6 protein-coding genes are annotated in these 22,234 nt (G+C 62.0%); 5 read left to right on the top strand and 1 reads right to left on the bottom strand.

Features of this window, described 5'->3' with window-relative positions; translation table 11 throughout:
• The 5 genes from QD280_RS15925 to QD280_RS15905 form a co-directional block, all read left to right on the top strand.
• Window positions 1–12,517, top strand: a 12,517-nt coding sequence (locus QD280_RS15925; protein WP_279839993.1) for a VCBS domain-containing protein, incomplete at its 5' end; no start/stop codon positions are given.
• 255 nt (window positions 12,518–12,772) lie between these two features.
• Window positions 12,773–14,275 carry a TolC family protein gene (locus QD280_RS15920; RefSeq protein ID WP_279839991.1) on the top strand — a complete coding sequence of 501 codons (1,503 nt, stop codon included), beginning with the start codon at window positions 12,773–12,775 and terminating at the stop codon, window positions 14,273–14,275.
• A gap of 37 nt (window positions 14,276–14,312) precedes the next feature.
• Window positions 14,313–15,125, top strand: a complete 813-nt coding sequence (locus tag QD280_RS15915) for an efflux RND transporter periplasmic adaptor subunit (protein WP_279839990.1) — start codon at window positions 14,313–14,315, stop codon at window positions 15,123–15,125.
• Between the two features lie 74 nt (window positions 15,126–15,199).
• Window positions 15,200–16,498 (top strand): HlyD family efflux transporter periplasmic adaptor subunit, encoded by a 1,299-nt coding sequence (locus QD280_RS15910; RefSeq protein WP_279839989.1) that lies wholly within the window; start codon window positions 15,200–15,202, stop codon window positions 16,496–16,498.
• Between the two features lie 3 nt (window positions 16,499–16,501).
• Window positions 16,502–18,604: an HlyD family efflux transporter periplasmic adaptor subunit gene (locus tag QD280_RS15905; protein WP_192838949.1), complete on the top strand. Its 2,103-nt coding sequence runs from the start codon at window positions 16,502–16,504 to the stop codon at window positions 18,602–18,604.
• A gap of 264 nt (window positions 18,605–18,868) precedes the next feature.
• On the opposite strand, the gene QD280_RS15900 is transcribed toward QD280_RS15905, so the two are convergent.
• On the bottom strand, window positions 18,869–22,054 hold the full coding sequence (locus QD280_RS15900; RefSeq protein WP_347881977.1) for an EAL domain-containing protein: 3,186 nt from the start codon (window positions 22,052–22,054) through the stop codon (window positions 18,869–18,871).
• Window positions 22,055–22,234 lie beyond the last annotated feature (180 nt).

The raw sequence follows: 22,234 nt of genomic DNA, 5'->3' as shown, positions 1-22,234 counted from the left end.
GTTCACCGCCGCTACCCTCACCGGGGAGTATGGCGAGCTGACGGTCGATGCCGATGGCAATTGGGCCTATAGCGCAGACAACGCGCAAGATGCCGTGCAGCAGCTCAACCAGGGCGTTGAGCTGACCGATACCTTCACGGTCACCAACGCCGATGGCGTGACCACAACGACGGTCACTATCACCCTCACCGGCGTGAACGATGCGCCGGTGGCTGAAGCGGATACCGGTACCACGGCCGAAAATGCCAACCTGGTGGTGGACGCCGTCGAGGGTGTGCTCAGCAATGACACCGATATCGACACAGGCTCCACAAGCGTCGTCAGTCAGGTCGCGGGCACCGCCGCCGGCGTGGATGCCGCGGTCGACATGACCGGGGGCGGCAGCATCACCATCGCCGAGGATGGCAGCTACACCTTCGCGCCGGGGACCGATTTCGACACACTGGCTGTCGGCGAGAGCGCCACCACTACCATCGCCTACACGGTGCAGGATGATAACGGTGCCGAATCCAGCAGCACCTTGACCATCACCGTGACTGGCACCAATGACGCCCCGACCGTCGTCGCGACCCAGGGTGACCAGGCCCATGAAGATGGCGAGGCGATTACCGAGTTCTCGGTGGCCGACCTGTTCGAGGATGTCGATAACGGTGCCGAGCTCACCTACAGCGCCGCACAGTTGCCGGACGGCCTGAACCTGGACCCGCAGACGGGTGTCATCAGCGGCACCTTGAGCAGCGATGCCTCTCAGGGCGGTACTGAGGGTGATGGGGTACATACCGTCGTGCTCACTGCGGACGATGGCAACGGTGGGGTGATCACCACATCCTTCACCTGGACCGTGGCCAACGTGGTGCCGGTGGCAGAGGACAACAGCGATTCTCTCGATGAAGGCGTGGCAGACACCAGCGTCAGCCAGGCTCAGGGGAACGTGATCAACGACGCCGGCACGGACAGTGATGGCGGCAACGACAACGATGACATCGTCGTCAGCGGTGTCGGGTTCGGCGAGAACGTCGCCACGGGGTCTGCAGCTGATACCGAGGTGTCCGGCACCTATGGCGCCGTCGTGATCGAAGCGGACGGCAGCTACACCTATACGCTGGACAACAGCAACGCAGCGGTTCAGGCGCTGGATATCGGCGACAGTCTGGTCGAGACCTTCACCTACGAGATCTCCGATGGCCAGGGTGGCGTTGCGACTGCTCTGCTGACACTCACCATCAACGGCACCAATGATGCCCCGGTATTGGTGGACAACGCTCAACCCGTCGAGCAGAACGACGCGGATGGCGATGAAGTGACGCCGGTGGATGTCTCCACCGCCTTCGCGGATGTCGATGGCGATGCCGTGCTGACCTATAGCGCGGCGAACCTGCCGGACGGCCTGACCATCGACCCGGAAACAGGTGTGATCAGCGGAACGCTGACCAGCGATGCCTCCCAGGGCGGCACCGACGGCGCACATTCCGTGACGGTCACGGCGACCGATGATCAGAACGCGACCGTCACCACCACCTTCGTGTGGAATGTGGACAACGTGGCACCGGTGGCGCAGGACAACATCGCGAGTGTGTCGGAAGGGCTCGACACTACCAGCACCAGTGCGACAGGCGGCAATGTCCTGACTGACGCAGCGCTGGATGCCAGTGTTGATGCGGACGGAGGAAATGATACCGATACCCTGAGTGTCAGCGGTGTCGGGGCGGGTCAGACCGTGGTGGACGCGGCGACAACTGCCGAGGGCACCTACGGCAGTATCTCACTCGATAGTGCCGGCGATTACGACTACACCCTCGATAACACCAATCCGGACGTTCAGGCACTGGCAGTGGGGGAAAGTGTCACCGAGACCTTCACCTACGCGATTTCCGATGGCCAGGGCGGCTCGGATACCGCCGAGCTGACCATCACCATCAACGGAACCAACGATGCGCCGGCCATCACGATTGCGGCCGGTGACAGCATCAGCGCCGCGCTTTCAGAGTCGGATAGCGGCTTGAGCGCGGATGGCACCCTGACGGTCACCGATGTCGATACCTCCGACAGCGTGACGCCCACGGTCGAGGCGGTGGTCGCCGACGGGGACGTCAATGGCCTGTCGGATGCCGCTCTGCTTGCGATGTTCAGCGTGGATGGTGGCGCCATCATCGACGGCACTGCCAACGACGGCACCCTGAATTGGGGCTTCGACAGCAGCGCGCTTCCCGAAGCCTTTGATCATCTCGAGCAGGGGGAAGTGCTGACCCTGACGTACCAGGTCGATGTCGCGGATGGTAACGGCGGCACCGACACACAGGACATCACGCTGACCATCACCGGCACCAATGATGCGCCGGTGTTGGTCGCAGGCGCTCAGCCGCAAGATCAGTCTGACAATGACGGCGATGCGATCACGCCGTTCAGCGTCGCGGATGCCTTCGCTGACGTCGACAACGAGGCGGTGTTGAGCTTCGCCGCTGACAACCTGCCCCCGGGCCTGGTGATCGATGCCGACACCGGCGAGATCAGCGGCACCCTGTCACCGGATGCCTCCATCGGCGGAGACGACGGTGTCTATACCGTCACCCTGACGGCCACGGATGAAAACGACGCCGAGGTCACGACGACCTTCACCTGGAGCGTGGCCAACGTCGACCCGCAAGCCGAGAACGATGCTGCCTTCGTGACGGAAGGGCTTGACGCCGGTGACAGCAGTGACGTCAGTGGCAATGTCCTTGCCGCTGCGGGTGCCGGTGTCAATGACCAGGCAGACAGTGATGGCGGCAACGACTCGGATACGCTCGTCGTCAGTGGCCTGGCCTTCGGGGCGGTCCCGAGCGCCTTCACCGCCGCCGGCAGTGACGTCGAGGGCAATTATGGCGCTGTCACCATCAATGAAGATGGCACCTATACCTATGTCCTGAACAATGCCCATGAAGATGTCCAGGCATTGGCAGAGGGCGAGGTGCTCAGCGAAACCTTCACCTACCAGATCTCCGATGGTCAGGGCGGCACGGATACCGCACTGCTCACCATCACCATCAATGGCAGCAATGATGCTCCGGTCATCGCGATTGAAGGCGATGACAGCGCGGCCGAAACGCTGACCGAGACTGACGACACGCTTGCCACTGCTGGCACGCTGTCCGTCAGCGATCTGGATACCTCGGATAGCGTCACGCCCAGTATTGATTCCGTGACCGCCACAGGCGACACCGACGGCCTGAGCAATGCCGAGCTGCTGGGCATGCTCTCCGTCGATGCCGACGCGATCATCGCCAACACCGAGAACGCCGGCACCCTGAACTGGACCTTCGACAGCAACAGTGTCGCCGGTGAGGCGTTTGATCATCTCGCCGTTGGCGAAAGCCTGGTGCTCGACTACACCGTGGTCGTCACCGACAGCCAGGGCGCGACCGCCGAGCAGGTCGTCTCGATCACCATCAACGGCACCAACGATGTACCTGTCATTGCCGTTGAAGGCGACGACAGCGACAGCGCCGATCTGACCGAGACCAACGCACCGCTGTCCGCCGACGGCACCCTGTCCGTCAGTGATCTCGACACCACCGATGACGTCACTCCGAGCGTCACGGCTGTCGCTGCTGATGGCGACACCGACGGCCTGAGCAATGCTGAGCTGCTGAGCATGCTGAGTGTGGATGCCGACGCGATCATCGCCAACACCGAGAACGACGGCACTCTGAACTGGGCATTCGACAGCGCGAACCTGCCGGAAGCGTTTGATCATCTGGCACTGGATGAGACGCTGGTGCTGGATTACACCGTGCAGGTGACTGACAGCGAGGGAGCGACAGCGGAGCAGGTGGTGACCATCACCATCACCGGCACCAATGATGCACCGGTACTGGTTGCCGGCGAGCAGCCCGCTGATCAGACCGACAATGATGGCGACCCCATCACGCCGTTCAGCGTCGCGGATGCCTTCACGGACATCGACAATGATGCCGTGCTGAGTTTCTCGGCTGACAACCTGCCGGACGGGATCGAGATTGATCCGACCAGCGGTGAAATCAGTGGCACCTTGTCGCCGGATGCCTCCATCGGCGGTGACAACGATGACGGCACCTACACCGTCATCCTGACCGCGACCGACGAGAATGGCGCCACTGTCACCACATCCTTCACCTGGACCGTGGCCAACGTCGCGCCCGAGGCCTTCGACAACGTGGCAGACCTCGAGGAAGGTGTCGCCACCGGCGATACCAGCACTGCCACAGGCAATGTCCTCGATGATGCGCAACCGGATGCCGACACCGATGGCGGCAATGACAGCGATGCACTGATCGTCAGTGGTATCGGTGCTGGCACCAACGCCGGTACGGCAAGTGCAGTCGATACTGACGTGACCGGCACCTATGGCAGCATCACCGTCGCGGAAGATGGCAGCTACACCTACACCCTGGACAACACCAATCCTGACGTTCAGGCACTGGCCGTCGGGGAAAGCCTCAACGAGACCTTTACCTATCAGATCTCCGATGGCCAGGGGGGTGTCGATACGGCACTGCTCACCATCACCATCAACAGCACCAATGATGCGCCTGTCATCGACATTGATGGCGATGACAGCGCGGCTGCGATTCTGACGGAAACAGATGCAACCCTGAGTGCCGCCGGTACCTTGTCGGTCAGTGATATCGACACCACCGACGACGTCACCCCGAGCGTCATCGCCGTGACTGCGACTGGTGATACCGATGGCCTGAGCAATGCCGAGCTGCTGGGTATGCTCTCCGTCGATGCCGAGGCGATCATCGATGATGCCAGCACCGAGGGTACGCTGAACTGGGAGTTCGACAGCAGCAGTGTCGAGGGCGAAGCCTTCGATCATCTGGCGGTGGGTGAGAGCCTGGTGCTTGACTACACCGTGGTCGTCACCGACAGCCAGGGCGCCACTGCCGAACAGGTCGTCTCGATTACCATCAACGGCACCAATGATGCGCCTGTCATTGCCATCGAAGGCGATGACAGCGCGGCGGAAGCTCTCACGGAAACCGATGCACCGCTGACCACCGCTGGCACGCTCTCCGTCAGCGATCTGGACACCACCGACGTAGTCACGCCGAGCGTCACCGCCGTCACTGCCACTGGTGACACCGACGGCGTGAGCAATGCCGAGCTGCTGGGCATGCTCTCCGTCGATGCCGACGCCATCATCGATGGTGCCAATAATGACGGCACGCTGAACTGGACCTTCGACAGCGACAGTGTCGCCGGTGAAGCCTTCGATCACCTCGCAGTGGGCGAGAGCCTGGTGCTCGACTATACCGTGGTCGTCACCGACAGCCAGGGCGCCACTGCCGAGCAGGTCGTCTCGATCACCATCAACGGCACCAATGATGTGCCGGTCATTGCCATCGAAGGCGACGACAGCGCCGCCGAGTCACTGACAGAAACTGATGCTCCGCTGACCACCGCTGGCACGCTCTCCGTCAGCGATCTGGATACCACCGACGAAGTCACGTCGAGCGTCACCGCCGTGGCTGCCACTGGTGAGACCGATGGCCTGAGCAATGCCGAGCTGCTGGGCATGCTCTCCGTCGATGCCGACGCGATCATCGATGGTGTCAGCAACGACGGCACTCTGAACTGGACCTTCGACAGCAACAGTGTCGCCGGTGAAGCCTTCGATCATCTGGCGGTGGGTGAGAGCCTGGTGCTCGACTACACCGTGGTCGTCACCGACAGCCAGGGCGCCACTGCCGAGCAGATCGTCCAGATCACCATCAACGGCACCAACGATGCGCCTGTCATTGCCATCGAAGGCGATGACAGCGCGGCGGAATCTCTCACGGAAACCGACGCACCGCTGTCTACCACCGGTACGCTCTCCGTCAGCGATCTGGACACCACCGACGAAGTGACCCCGAGCGTCACCGCAGTGGACGCCACAGGCGACACCGATGGCCTGAGCAATGCCGAGCTGCTGGGCATGCTCTCCGTCGATGCCGACGCGATCATCGCCAACGCCGAGAACGATGGCACTTTGAACTGGACCTTCGACAGCGCAAGCGTCGCCGGTGAAGCCTTTGATCATCTGGCGGTGGGCGAGAGCCTGGTGCTGGATTACACCGTGGTCGTCACCGACAGCCAGGGCGCGACCGCCGAGCAGGTCGTCCAGATCACCATCAACGGCACCAATGACACGCCTGTCATTGCCATCGAAGGTGATGACAGCGCCGCCGAGTCACTGACAGAAACCGACGCACCGCTGACCACCACCGGCACGCTCTCCGTGAGCGATCTGGATACCACCGACGAAGTGACGCCGAGCGTCACCGCCGTGACTGCCACTGGCGACACCGACGGCCTGAGCAATGTCGAGCTGCTGGGCATGCTCTCCGTCGATGCCGATGCCATCATCGATGGTGCCAACAATGACGGCACCCTGAACTGGGCCTTCGACAGTTCAAGCGTTGCTGGTGAAGCCTTCGATCACCTCGCAGTGGGCGAAAGCCTGGTGCTTGACTACACCGTGGTCGTCACCGACAGCCAGGGCGCGACTGCCGAGCAGGTCGTCTCGATCACCATCAACGGCACCAATGATGTGCCGGTCATTGCCATCGAAGGTGATGACAGCGCCGCCGAGTCACTGACAGAAACCGACGCACCGCTGACCACCACCGGCACGCTCTCCGTGAGCGATCTGGATACCACCGACGAAGTGACGCCGAGCGTCACCGCCGTGACTGCCACTGGCGACACCGACGGCCTGAGCAATGTCGAGCTGCTGGGCATGCTCTCCGTCGATGCCGATGCCATCATCGATGGTGCCAACAATGACGGCACCCTGAACTGGGCCTTCGACAGTTCAAGCGTTGCTGGTGAAGCCTTCGATCACCTCGCAGTGGGCGAAAGCCTGGTGCTTGACTACACCGTGGTCGTCACCGACAGCCAGGGCGCGACTGCCGAGCAGGTCGTCTCGATCACCATCAACGGCACCAATGATGTGCCGGTCATTGCCATCGAAGGTGATGACAGCGCCGCCGAGTCACTGACAGAAACCGATGCACCGCTGTCCACCGCCGGCACGCTCTCCATCAGCGATCTGGACACCACCGACGAAGTGACGCCGAGCGTCACCGCCGTGAACGCCACCGGCGACACCGACGGCCTGAGCAATGCCGAGCTGCTGGGCATGCTCTCCGTCGATGCCGACGCCATCATCGATAGTGCCAACAACGACGGCACCCTGAACTGGACCTTCGACAGCGCAAGCGTCGCCGGTGAAGCCTTTGATCATCTGGCGGTGGGCGAGAGCCTGGTGCTGGATTACACCGTGGTCGTCACCGACAGCCAGGGCGCGACCGCCGAGCAGGTCGTCCAGATCACCATCAACGGCACTAATGATGCGCCTGTCATTGCCATCGAAGGCGACGACAGCGCGGCGGAACCTCTCACGGAAACCGACGCGCCGCTGTCGACCACCGGCACGCTCTCCGTCAGCGATCTGGACACCACCGACGAAGTCACCCCGAGTGTCACCGCCGTGAATGCCACCGGTGATACCGATGGCCTGAGCAATGCCGAGCTGCTGGGCATGCTCTCCGTCGATGCCGACGCGATCATCGATGGTGCCAACAATGACGGCACCCTGAACTGGACCTTCGACAGCGACAGTGTCGCCGGTGAAGCCTTCGATCACCTCGCAGTGGGCGAAAGCCTGGTGCTCGACTACACCGTGGTCGTCACCGACAGCCAGGGTGCCACTGCCGAGCAGGTCGTCTCGATCACCATCAACGGCACCAACGATGCGCCGGTCATTGCCATCGACGGTGACGACAGTGCCGCCGAGTCACTGACAGAAACCGACGCGCCGCTGTCTACCACCGGCACGCTCTCCGTCAGCGATCTGGACACTACCGACGAAGTCACGCCGAGCGTCACCGCCGTGACAGCCACTGGTGACACCGATGGCCTGAGCAATGCCGAGCTGCTGGGCATGCTCTCCGTCGATGCCGACGCCATCATCGACGGTGTCAGCAACGACGGCACCCTGAACTGGACCTTCGACAGCAACAGTGTCGCCGGTGAAGCGTTTGATCATCTCGCCGTCGGCGAAAGCCTGGTGCTCGACTACACCGTGGTCGTCACTGACAGCCAGGGCGCCACTGCCGAGCAGGTTGTCAGCATCACCATCAACGGCACCAATGACGCCCCGGTCATTGCCATCGACGGCGACGACAGCGCCGCCGAGTCGCTGACCGAGACGGACGACACCCTGACCACCTCCGGCACGCTCTCCGTCAGCGATCTGGACACCACCGACAACGTCACCCCGAGCATCACCGCAGTTACCGCGACTGGCGACACCGACGGTCTGAGCAATGCTGAGCTGCTGGGCATGCTCTCCGTCGATGCCGATGCCATCATCGATGGTGCCAACAATGACGGCACCTTGAACTGGACCTTCGACAGCGACAGTGTCGCCGGTGAAGCCTTCGATCACCTCGCAGTGGGCGAAAGCCTGGTGCTCGACTACACCGTGATCGTCACCGACAGCCAGGGTGCCACTGCCGAGCAGGTCGTCTCGATCACCATCAACGGCACCAATGATGTGCCTGTCATTGCCATCGACGGTGACGACAGCGCGGCGGAATCTCTCACGGAAACCGACGCACCGCTGACTACCGCCGGTACGCTCTCCGTCAGCGATCTGGACACCACCGACGAAGTCACGCCGAGCGTCACGGCTGTGGCGGCTACTGGTGATACCGATGGCCTGAGCAATGCCGAGCTGCTGGGCATGCTCTCCGTCGATGCCGACGCGATCATAGATAGTGCCAACAACGACGGCACCCTGAACTGGGCCTTCGACAGTTCACGCGTTGCTGGTGAAGCCTTCGATCACCTCGCAGTGGGCGAAAGCCTGGTGCTCGACTACACCGTGGTCGTCACCGACAGCCAGGGTGCCACTGCCGAGCAGGTCGTCTCGATTACCATCAACGGCACCAATGACACGCCGGTGTTGGTCGATGGGGCGCAGCCGGTTGACCAAAACGGTAACGATGGTGACCCCATCACGCCGTTCAGCGTCGCTGATGCCTTCACCGACGTCGACAACGGCGCAGAGCTGAGCTTCTCGGCTGACAATCTGCCGGACGGCCTGGTGATTGACCCGACCACCGGCGAGATCAGTGGCACGCTGTCCCCGGATGCCTCCACCGGCGGTGACAACAATGACGGCATCTACACCGTCACGCTGACTGGCACCGACGAGAATGGCTTGGATGTCACCACGACCTTCACCTGGACGGTGGCCAACGTCGCGCCGGAAGCCTTCGACAACACTGCCGAGCTGGATGAGGGCGTCGCCACCAGCGATACCAGCACCACGACCGGCAACGTGCTCAGCGATGCGCAGCCCGATACCGACACCGATGGTGGCAACGACGCGGATGCGCTGATCGTCAGTGGCATCGGTGCTGGCGCCAACGCCGGGACTGACACCGCTGCGGGTACGCCGGTCACTGGCACCTACGGCAGCGTCACCATCGCCGAAGACGGCAGCTACACCTACGCGCTGGATAACAGCAACGCGGCGGTGCAGGCGCTGGCCGAAGGCGAGGTGATCACCGAGACCTTCACCTACGAGATCTCCGATGGCCAGGGCGGCACCGACACGGCGCTGCTCACCGTCACCATCAACGGCACCAATGATGCGCCGGTGTTGGTCGATGGGGCGCAGCCGGTTGACCAAAACGGTAACGATGGTGACCCCATCACGCCGTTCAGCGTCGCTGATGCCTTCACCGACGTCGACAACGGCGCAGAGCTGAGCTTCTCGGCTGACAATCTGCCGGACGGCCTGGTGATCGACCCGACCACCGGCGAGATCAGTGGCACGCTGTCCCCGGATGCCTCCACCGGCGGTGACAACAATGACGGCATCTACACCGTCACGCTGACTGGTACTGACGAGAATGGCTTGGATGTCACCACGACCTTCACCTGGACCGTGGCCAACGTCGCGCCGGAAGCCTTCGACAACACTGCCGAGCTGGATGAGGGCGTCGCCACCAGCGACACCAGCACCACGACCGGCAATGTGCTCAGCGATGCGCAGCCCGATACCGACACCGATGGAGGCAACGACACGGATGCGCTGATCGTCAGTGGCATCGGTGCTGGTGCCAACGCTGGGACTGACACCGCCGCGGGTACGCCGGTCACCGGCACCTACGGCAGCATCACCATCGCCGAAGACGGCAGCTACACCTACGCGCTGGATAACAGCAACGCGGCGGTGCAGGCGCTGGCTGAAGGCGAGGTGATCACGGAGACCTTCACCTACGAGATCTCTGATGGCCAGGGCGGCACCGACACGGCACTGCTCACCGTCACCATCAACGGCACCAATGATGCGCCAATCGCGACTCTTCGAGCTCCGCAGGTGGAGACGGGAAGTGACGGGGAAGAGATTGCACCGATCAGCCTCCAGGATGCCTTCCAGGATGTCGATAGCGGCGCTCAGCTGAGCTATACGGCCGAGAACCTGCCAGGTGGTCTGGTCATTGATCCGGTGACGGGCGTCATCAGCGGCACACTTGCTGACGATGCCTCTCAGTCAGGCAACACCACGACGGACGGTCGCTACACCGTGACCGTGACAGCCACGGACGAACAAGGCCAATCGGCTGACGTCACGTTGAACTTCTTTGTCGCCAACGTGGCGCCGGAAGCCTTCGACAACACTGCCGAGCTGGATGAGGGCGTCGCCACCAGCGACACCAGCACCACGACCGGCAACGTGCTCAGCGATGCGCAGCCCGATACCGACACTGATGGCGGCAACGACAGCGATGCGCTGATCGTCAGTGGCATCGGTGCGGGCGCCAATGCCGGCACTGACACCGCCGCGGGTACGCCGGTCACCGGCGCCTACGGCAGCGTCACCATCGCCGAAGACGGCAGCTACACCTACGCGCTGGATAACAGCAACGCGGCAGTGCAGGCACTGGCCGAAGGCGAGGTGATCACCGAGACCTTCACCTACGAGATCTCCGATGGCCAGGGCGGCACCGACACGGCACTGCTCACCGTCGCCATCAACGGCACCAATGATGCGCCGGTGCTGGTCGATGGGGCGCAGCCGGCCGATCAGACTGCCAATGACGGCGACACGGTCACACCGTTCACCATTGCCGATGCCTTCACCGACGTCGACGAGGGTGCGGAGCTGACTTACAGCGTCGACAACCTGCCGGACGGCCTGGTGATTGACCCGACTACCGGCGAGATCAGCGGCACGCTGTCACCGGATGCCTCTACCGGCGGTGACAACAATGACGGCATCTACACCGTCGCGCTGACGGGCACCGACGAGAATGGCTTGGATGTCACCACGACCTTCACCTTCGAGGTAGGGAATCCGGCGCCGCAGGCATTGGATCAGAGCGCGGACGTCTCCGAGGACGGAGTGACGACAACCGAGGGCAGCCTGCTGGTCGATGCTGATGGCGAACCGGTGACTGTCGATGGCGATGGCGATTCACTGCTCATTGCGAGCGTCAATGGCCAGGCCGTCGCTGACAGCGACACCGTGATCCAGGGCACTTACGGTCAGTTGATCATCGCTGCTGATGGCACCTGGAACTATGTGCTGGACAACGACAGTGATGCCGTCCAGTCCCTCGACGATGGTCAGCAGGTGACGGATGACTTCAGCTTCGTGGTCAGTGATGGAGAAGGGGGCACGGCAGTCGGTGAGTTGACGATCCGGGTGGCTGGTCTCAGCGACAACGTTGTTCCGGAACCCGTGGTGCCGGTGACGCCAGTCGAAGGCTCCTCCGGTAATGGTTCCCCGGCGGGCGGCGCAAATGCTGGATCTGATGAGGGCGAAGCAGACTTCCTTCCGGAAGGTGATGAAGAGCTCTTCCAACCGCTCAGCGATTCCACCTTGCTGGATATCCCGAGCATTCAGCCGGTTCAGTTGACCATCATCCTGCGAGACGTGGTGGCAAACGAGGCTGTCTATGAATTCTCACTGCCGGCGGGCGCATTCGAAAGCACCAACAATGAAGAGATCAAGGTTGAGTCGACCCGTACCGATGGCAGCCCGCTGCCGGATTATGTGGTCTTCGACAGCGATTCGCTGACTTATCGCGTCAATCGTGCACTGGCCTTGTCCCTGGGCGTCGAGCGCATCGACATCAAGGTGATCGGTCGTGACGAATCCGGAAACGAAGCGAGCACCACTTTCGTCATCTACCTCACCCCTGAACAGGAAGATGAACAGGAAAGCGAAGTCTTCTTCGATGGCAACGAGACGGCGCCGTCATCTGATGCGGCTCCCGCAATTGAAGGCGAGGGAGGCGAACAGGGTGAAGGCGATGAGCAGGGCGAGATCACCGAGCAAGAGCAGGTGGCTGAAGAAGAGGCCGCGGCACTCGGTGCCGTTCCACTCTCCGAGATGCTCAAGGTGGCCGGACGTGACGGGTTCAGTCACGACCATGCCGATGTGCTTGCCGATTTGATGGCGTTGTTGAGCGATGATTCAGAAATTTCTTGATTATCGTTAACAGAATAAACCGCAACGAGCTCTCGATAGCGCGAAAGTGAGCTTATCCAATACAAGGTGTCCGCCTGCCCCATACCACGGGGCGGGTGAACAAGAGCAAGGGAACGAGGCGATATCATGACGGGAAACGAAAAAACGGAAACCGCCCGGGCGTTGCCAGAATCACGCGGGCGAGGTCGTCTCAAGACTCTGGCGACGATGGTTGCCATCAGCGCGGCGGGTATTGCCTTGTCGGCATGCGGCACCGTGCAACCTGAGCCTCTGGATCGTCAGGATATCGCGACCGCCATCCAGAGCGATGAGATGCTCTTTGAGCAGATGACTCCGGCCATCACCGAGCCGCTGAATCTCAATCAGGCGATGGCGCGCGCGCTGAAGTACAACCTCGACAATCGCGTCAAGCTGATGGAGCAGGCGTTGGCCGAGCAGAGCTTCAATCTGGCCAAGATGGACATGCTGCCGGTATTGGCGGCAAATGCCGGTTTCACCAGCCGTAACAATGAAGATGCCTCCTCGAGCGAGAACGTGCGTACCGGCGTGCAGAGCCTTGCCCAGTCGACCTCTGTCGACAAGGACCGCACCGATGCGGATCTGCGCCTTTCCTGGAATGTGCTGGATTTCGGTGTCAGCTACCTGAAGGCCAAGCAGGAGGCGGACCGCTTCCTGATCGTCAAGAACGCCCGGCGTGACATCATGGCCAAGCTGCTTCAGCAGACGCGCAGCGCCTATTGGAAAGCTGCGGTGACGCAGAAGTTGAAGCCGCGCATCGATGCCTTGCTGATAGACACCGAAAAGGCGCTCGCGCAGCTGGATCAGATCCAGCGCGAACGACTGCGGGCACCGTTGGATGTCCTGCAGGAGCAGCGCCAGCTGCTCTCCATCATGCGCAATCTCAAGAGCTTGCAGCGTTCCGTCGAGACGTCCCAGATCGAACTGGCGAGCCTGATCAATCAGGCCCCCAATGTCGAGATCCCCTTGCAGGCGCCGAGTCAGTTGCCGGAACTTCCTCCGTTGCCCTCCAACGACCTGGATGTGCTGGAGCGCGTCGCGCTGGCCAACAGCGGGGAATACGTCGGTCAGCTCTACAATGCGCGCATCGCGCAACGTGAAGCGCGCAAGAGCATGGTGCGACTGTTGCCGGGGCTGGAGTTCTCCTACAGCGCCAATTATGACAGCAACAGCTATCTCTACAACGACACCTGGGCACAGGCGGGTGTGCGGGTCAGCTGGAATATCTTCCGTCTGTTCGCGATCGATGAGATCAAGGCTCAGAATGAAGCGCGTGACCAGATGGTCGAAGCGCGTCGTCTCGCCAGCAACATGGCGACGCTGGCACGGGTGAATCTGGGCTGGCAGCAGTACCACAACTCATTGGATAGCCTGGCGATCGCGCAGCGCTTCCAGGCATTGGATGAGCAGATCGCGGACTTCAGCAAGCAGGCGCGGGCGAGCCGTGCGATCTCGGGGACGCAATCCCTGCTCAACCAGGCCAAGGCCTTGAACTCCGTGCTGAGCAATTCATTGGCCTACGCCGATGCACAGGACGCCTATGGTGGCTTCCTGTTCAGCCTGGGCTTCAATCCGGTCCCCGAGGATTATCAGCGTTACGACGTCGATACGCTGGCCAGCAACCTGGATGCCTCCTTCCGCCAGTGGTCAGGCGGCAGCCTGCCATTGCAGGACCCGGCACTCTGGCTGGAAGCCCAGTCCGAGACAACCCAAGCACAGGACGGTCAGGCCAGTCTGTAAGCTAGCCTCCCACCATATTTCAACAGGGATGCTGACGATGATGATCGCTGGTAAAGGTATCAATCGCCGCATGGCGAGGTTGGGGGGAACCCTGCTGGTCGCCATGCTGCCCGGGCTGATGGATGTCGCGCATGGGGCGGATCAACCGACCGTTCGCGGTCAGGTCAGTGCTGTCAATTCCACCATTCTGGCGGCGCCCCTGTCGGGGCGCCTGCTGGAAGTCAATCGGCGTGTCGGGGAAGAGGTCAACAAGGGCGATGTGCTGGTGCGCTTCGATTGCCGTTCGCTGAAGGCGGAGCGGGCAGTCGCGAGTGCGCGTCTGTCCGGTGCAAGCTCCCAGTACAAGGTCAACAAGCAGCTGGCGCGCTATGACAATGTCAGCCAGCTGGACGTGGATCTGTCGCGAGCGGCGGTCAATGAGGCCAGTTCCTCGGTCAAGCTGTCGGATGTCTATCTCAGCGATTGCACCATCACGGCGCCCTTCGATGCGGAAGTGGTCTCGCGTGCCGTCAATCCTCATCAGTTCGTCTCCAACGGCGAGCCGATGCTGGAGCTGGTGAGTTCCGACGAGCTCGAGATCGAGGCCGTCATTCCCGCCATGTGGCTGGGGCAGGTCGGCGCGGACACCCCGATGACCTTCACCGCAGATGCCACGGGGGCGGAACTTGCCGGCAAGATCGTACGCGTCGTCGACAACATTGATCCGGTCAGCCAGACCCTTAAGGTGATCGCGCGGCCGGATGCCAAGCCGGATGGCGGCATCAAGCCCGGCATGAGTGGCGAGGTCCGTTTTCCCTCTCTGAGTCCTTCCACCCTCGATGATGTGGATAGTGGAGAGGCGGCACAATGAATCGGCGGGTCGAAATGCCAGGCAATGTCACGACAGATCGCCTGGCGGGCCTCATCACCTTGCAGAAGCGTTTGATGAGCGCCAAGGGGCGCAAGGAAGCCGAGTATGTGCTGGTCAATGACACAGGCTACCTCTTTCCCGCGCGTCAGATGTTGCTGGTCAGCAATGGCAAGCTCTCGTCACATTCCGGCGCCACCGATGTCGAGCAGCAAAGCCCCTATCTGCACTGGGCAAGACGCGTCATCAAGGCGTTTGATCTCGATCGTCAGGTCGTCTCCGACAAGGCAGGTGACTCCCGGGCGGCCAAGCCCGAGCAGGTCATGTCATTGACGCCGGAGCGTCTCAAGGAACGCGATGCATCTCTTGCCGAAGACTGGAGTGAGTATTGGCCACGTGAAGGACTCTGGGTGCCCATGGTATGGCGAGGCCGTATCGAGGGTGGCTTGCTGTTGTTGCGCGAAAAACCCTGGAATGAAGCCGAACAACGCCTGCTGACCCATTGGGTGCAAGGTGCCGAGAATGTGCTGGCACGTCATTCGGGTCGCAGGCGCCAGCCGGTGGGCAAGCGCCTGCTGTGGGGCGCGGCCTTGGTGGTGATCGCTCTGCTGATGTTGGTGCCGGTACGCCTTTCCGTGCTGGGGCAGGCGGAGGTGGTGCCGGAGGTCAGCAGTATCATCCGCTCACCCCTGGATGGCGTGCTCAAGGACTTGTCCGTGGCGCCCAATCAGGTGGTGGAGAAGGGCCAGTTGCTGGCGAGTCTCGATGATGCCGAGCTCAAGGGGCGGCTGGCCGAAGCCAATCAGGCTCTGGCGGTGGCACAGGCGGAATATGCGCGTGCCCGGCAGCGCTCCTTTACCGAGCGTGAGGCCAGTGCCGAGGTGCCGCTGTTGAGGGCGCGAGTGGATCAGGCGCGTGCCGACGTCGATTTCCTTGAAACACAGCTGACGCGTGTGCGCGTCGAAGCACCGCGTGAGGGTGTCGCGATCCTCGGCGATACCAGCGATTGGGCAGGGCGTCCGGTCAGGCTGGGTGAGCGTCTGCTGGAAGTGGCCGACACTCGGGGCGCCGAGGTGGAAATCTGGCTGCCGAGTGCCGACAACATTCCGCTGCCGGAAGGCGCCGAGGTCTCGTTGTTCTTGAATGTCGACCCCTCACAGGTTCGTGAAGCACGGCTGACGCACGTCAATTATCGGGCCGAGCTGGCACCGGATGGCGAGCTCGCCTACCGCGCGCACGCCGTGTTGAGCGATGCCGAGAACCTGCCGCGCGTCGGCTGGCGGGGCACGGCCAAGGTCGAGGGGGAACAGGTCACGCTGGGTTATTACCTGTTCCGTCGCCCGTGGGCCACGCTGCGTAGCTGGACCGGGTGGTAAGGCATGATTTCACAGACTCCCCCGTTGGCCGTGCTGCGCGAAGACCTCAAGTTGCATCCCGTCGAACAGGATCGCGATGGCAAGCGGCGCTGGTTGCTGCATGATCCGGTCGCCCAGCGCTTCTATCGACTGGGCGAGGCCGCCATCGAATTGCTGCCCTTCATTCGCGGTGGTCAGGAAGCGGCAGCCGCCAAACAGGCCAGCGCCAGTCTCGGTCGTGAAGTGCCTGGTGAACAGTTGCGCGCCCTGTCGGAATTTCTGCGTCAGCATGATCTGGTGCGCGGGGATCCCGGGCAGCAGGAACGCTACCAACGCCGTCTTGAGTCGCGTCCTACGGGGCTCAAGTGGTTGATGCATCACTATCTCTTCGTGCGCATTCCGCTGGCCAATCCGGATCGCTGGCTGAGCCGGCACGTCAACAAGGTACGCTGGCTGGGTAGCCGGGGCTTCTTCTGGAGCCTGGCGGTCATGTTTCTGGTGGGCCTATGGCTGACGGTACGCCAGCTGGATACCTTCATCGCGAGCTTCGCGGCACTGGGCGCTGTCGGCGGCTGGCTGACGCTGGGGCTGGCGCTGGTCTTCGTCAAGATACTGCATGAGCTGGGGCACGCCTTCGTCGCCAAGGCCAAGGGCGCGCGCGTCCCGACCATCGGGGTGGCCTTCATCGTCGGCTGGCCGGTGCTCTACACCGATACCAGTGATGCCTGGCGACTCACCGAGGCCCGGGACAGAGTTGGCGTCGATATCGCGGGTGTCGCGGTCGAGCTCTCGATCGCGGTACTGGCCTTGCTGTGCTGGCATCTGTTGCCGGAAGGTCTGCCGCGCACCCTGTGTTTCTGGCTGGCGACGACGACCTGGATCATGTCGGCGCTGGTCAACTTCAATCCTCTGATGCGCTTCGATGGCTATTACCTGCTGTCCGATGCCTGGCGACAGCCCAACCTTGAGCCGCGCTCCCAGGCGCTGGCGCGTTGGCAGCTGCGTGAATGGCTGTTCGCCTTCAAGGAAGCGCCGCCTGAGCGTCCGCAGCGTGCCTTGGTGCTGTTCGCGGTGGGCGTCTGGGTGTATCGCCTGCTGCTGTTTCTCGGGATCGCCCTGGCGGTCTATCACTTCTTCTTCAAGCTTCTCGGCATCGTGCTGTTCGCCGTCGAGATCTGGTACTTCATCATGCGGCCAATCGTGAATGAAATTCGGCGCTGGTTCAGTGAAGGTCGCAAGCCACGCGCCAATCTGGCTCTGTTGCGTACCGGGATGATCGTCGTGGCGCTGGGGGCCTTGCTGGTCTGGCCCTGGCAGAGCGAGCTGCGCCTGCCGGGGTGGCTGGAGCAACCCTCGGCTCGTCTCGAAGCCCCCTTCGGTGGCCGACTGAGTCTCGATGTCGCCCAGGGTGACGAGGTGAGCGCCGGTCAAGCGCTGGCGACCATCAGTGCCCCGGAAGTCGCCCAGCGGCTTGCCAGTGCCGAGCGTCGCGTGGAGCAGCTGGACTGGCGTCGCTCCGCCAGTGGTCTGGATCGCAGGCTGCTGCAGGATAGCCCGGTGGTGCAGGCCGATCTTGACGTGCAGCGCCAACGAGTCAGCGCGCTGCAAGCCGAACAGGCGACCGGTCAGCTGGAGGCGGCATTCGCTGGCGAGGTGCACTCGCTCAACCCTGCCTTGCGAGAAGGGGGCTGGGTCGGTGAAGGGGAGTGGGTGATGACGCTGCGCAACCCCCGGCAGGTGACCCTGACGGCCTGGGTGGAAGAGGAAGAGGTACTGCGTGTCGATGAAGGCGCCACTGCCTGGTTCTATCCGCTGGCGCCGGTAGGCAAGCCGCTGGAAATGCGCGTGGTCAGCGTCGAACCTCAGGCAGTCGCAGTGCTTGAGCAGCCGGAAATGGCCGCGCCCTACGGTGGGGAGTTGAAGGTTCGCGAGGGCGAGGAAGGGCAGCTGGAACTGATGCGCAGCCTCTATCGGGTCACGCTTGAGCCAGTGGACTTCTCGCAGGCGCTGGCACTCTCGATGCCTGGCCGGCGCGGCATGGTCAACGTCGAGACCGAGCCGCGCAGCCTGTTGAGTCGAACCTGGCGTGAAGTGGTGGGAGTCTGGCGTCGCGAATCCGGTTTCTGATACCGCTATTCTCCCTCCTGCACCCTGCATTCTGCATTCTGAATAAGAGCACAGAAGCCCAGCCTCCGAGTGGCGTTTGCCGCTCGGAGGCTGGGCTTCTCTGGTCTGGTTCTGGAGAGCGGACTTCTGGAGACAGGGCTTATGGAGAGGGTTTGGAAAGAGGGCTTTGGAAAGAGCGCTTTTGGAAAGAGGGCTTTGTGTGGTTTCGAGGAGATGCCGCGCTCTGCTTATGGTGCGCTCCGCCTTGATTCGGCAAGCCCTGATTCAGCCGGCCTTAGGAGCAAGAGGCTGCGCCACCCGAGCGTCATTGACCTGTGAGATCGGGCTGGAGCCTTTGTCCTCAGCATGCCCCTTGCCGTGGCCGTCATCGGTATTGGAGCTGATGGCGAGTGTCTCGAGTGGCTCCGGCATGCCCAGCGCGTAGCCCTGCACATAGTCGGCACCGATGGTGGCGACGGAGGCGAGCACTTGCGCACTCCCCACGAATTCCGCCACGGTCTTCATGCCCATCTCACGCGCGACCTCGGCTATGGCGCGGGCGATGGAGTAGGAGACGCGGTTGGTGTCCATGTCGCGAATGAAGGCGCCATCGATCTTCAGGAAGTCGACGGGCAGGTTTTTCAGGTAACCAAAGGACGACACGCCACTCCCGAAGTCATCCAGCGCGAAGGAGCAGCCGAGTGCGCCGAGTGCCTCGAAGAAGGCGCGAGCGTCGCCCAGCCGCGTGATGGCGACGGATTCGGTGATCTCGAAACACAGCTTGTCACCCGGGATGCCACTGTCGCGGACCAGTGTGACCAGCAGGTCGCGAAAGCTCGGGCTGCTGATGGAGTGCCCGGAGAGATTGAGTGACACCATGGTCAGTCGCTGGGCATGAGCAGGGTGCGCTGCCAGCCAGCTCAGGTACTGGCGAATGACATGTTCATCGATGGCGGCTGACAGGCCATAACGCTCCGCCGCAGGCAGGAAGGCGCCCGGCGCAATGATGGTGCCGTCCCGGCCTTTCAATCGCACCAGCACTTCGTAATGTAGTTCGCAGTGCAGCTCGCATTGCGGGTCGTTGCCAGGCTCTGCGTTGTCAGCTTGTGCAGTGACGAGGGTGCTGACAATCGGCTGTTGGTAAAGCACCAGGCGCTGTTCTTCGATGGCCGCGGTGATTTCTGTCAGCCAGTGCATTTCCTGCATGCGCCGTGCTACCTCATCACCGGATTCGCTGTGGCGATGAATGCGGTTACGCCCGGCATCCTTGGCTTCATAGCAGGCAGCATCGGCGGCACTCAGCAGCTGGTGCGGGTCGTTGTGATTGCTGTCGATACTCACCAGGCCAATGCTGGTACTGATGGTGAACAGCTTGTCTTCCCACATGAATCGGAAGTTGGTGACGGACTGGCGCATCTCTTCGAGCAGCGCCTCGGCGGCGTCCAGCGACATGTCGGGCATCAGCAAGCCGAATTCATCCCCTCCCAGGCGCGCGAGATGATCCTGCTTGCGCAAGCCGGCGGCAATGACGTCGACCAGCTGGATCAATAGCGCATCGCCGGCCGAGTGGCCGCAGGTGTCATTGACCACCTTGAACTGGTCCAGATCGATGTAGGCGAGACAATGCAGTGCGCGAGTGGCGCGTGCATCATCGCAAAGTGTCGTCAGTTCACGCTTGAAGGCGCCGCGATTGAGCAAGCCCGTCAGGCTGTCGTGATTGGCCTCGTGGGCCATGCGCTGCGACATGGTGTGATTGAGCGTATTGTCGATCAGCGCCAGCAGCGTATAGCCATCCTGGTCTGGCGTCGCCTCGACCGCAGAGACACTGATCTCTGCATGTACCGAGTTGCCGGAGGCATGGATGAAGCGACATTGCTGGGTAAAGAAATCCTTGCGCTGCTCGATCAGCGCCTGATGTTGCTGCAGGAAACTTTCCAGATCTTCCGGCTCGATCAGTTCGCGTATCACACTCTGCGACAAGGTGGCGGCGGTGTAGCCCAGGATGCTCTCGAGTCGTTGATTGACGCGCAACAGCTGGCCACTGGTGCTCAGGTGCGCCATGCCGACAGCGGAGTGCTCGAAGGTGGCGCGGTAGCGTCGCTCGCTGGCACGCAGGCGTTTCTGAGAGGCCTGTTGCTCGAATTCGGTCATGAGCTGTGAGACGTGATCCGCCACCGAAGCCAAAAACGCCTGCTCATCATCTGCCCATTCGCGTGGGGCATTGCTTTCCGTGCAGCAGATGACGGCCACCACCTGGCCTGCCACACGGATCGGGCTGTCGATGATGGCCTTCACGCTGCAGCGGAAGGTGCCATCGAACAGCAATTCCTGATTGGCCTTGGTCACATCGGCCAGAGCGAGAGCATGACCGGCATCCAGAGCCTCGAAATAGACCCGGTTCTGGGTGCGGGTGAGGCGAGTGGGAACAGTGCTGTGCGTGGCATCGTGCGGCGGGGGGACCCACGCATCATGGACATGGGCAAGCGACAGGCAGTCGCGGTCTTCATTCATGTACCAGAAGCTTACCTTGCGTATCTGCAGGCCCTTGGCGACTTGCTCACATAACCACGGCAGCAGGCTGTCGAGCTGCGCGTTCTCATCGTGGCGGGTGTTGCCGAGCTCGATCAAGGCCGCCTGCTGACGTTCATAGCGGCGCAGCTTGTCGGCCTGGGCATCCTTGGCCAGATGTTGCTGATGGATATCCAGCAATGAGCCGATGAAGCGGTAGGGCGCGCCGTTTCTGACCTCGAATTGAGCGCGCAGCTCAAACCAGCGATGATCTCCCTGCTGGGTGCGGATCAGCAACTCGCAATTGAAAGGTGTCCCGCTCAGTCGCTTGGCGTTGATCAAGGCCTTGAAGTCGTCACGCATGTCGGGCGCGACTCTCTCATGCAACGCCTCGAGTGCGGTGTCGAGTGTGCCGGCTTCATAGCCCAACTGGTTTTCCAGTCGAGTAGAGATGGTCAATCTCGCGTTGCCTGTTTTCCATTCGATGATGCCATCGGAAATGCTGCGCAATATCCAGCTGGCGCGCGACTGACTGTCTGCGAACTCTGCATTGAGGTAGCTTTGGTTGACCTGGCGTTTCAGCGCCTCGGTCGCCAGGCTCGCGAGCTTGTCCAGCCGGACGAGGACGTCCGGGCTGGGCAATTGTTGACGCGGCTCAGCGTCCGCCAGGCTCATGCAGCCGATTATCTCGCCATTGTCTGCCTTGAGGGGCAAGCCGATGTAATAGCGAATGCCGTCGGCAAGGACCGAACTGCAACCGGCGAGTTCCGGTTGTCGACGGGCGTCACACGTGATGAGGGGACTGGCTTGCAGTACCGCTGCACCACACAGCGCATCGTTGATGGGGACGGACTCATGCACGTTGTCATCCAGACTCAACCAGCGCTTGAGCTGCTCGCCATCACGCAGGTTGATCATCGCCATGGGAGCGCCAGCCAGGTCGGCAGCCAGTTCAAGGATCATCAAAGCCTGATGATCCTCTTCATGCCGCAATGTCTTGATCCAATTGGGAATAATGGATGTATCAAGCCCGAGAGAATCTGGCATCGTGTCGCAGCCTTCCCTGTCTGTAGCGGTGATGGGGGATCAAGAAAGATCGCAGATTACCACAGTAAAGCGTTGCCTCACCGTTGTTGGGGTTGA

Source organism: Cobetia sp. 1AS1 (genome assembly GCF_029846435.1).
GTDB lineage: Bacteria > Pseudomonadota > Gammaproteobacteria > Pseudomonadales > Halomonadaceae > Cobetia > Cobetia amphilecti.
This window is presented reverse-complemented; position numbering and strand designations above follow the sequence as displayed.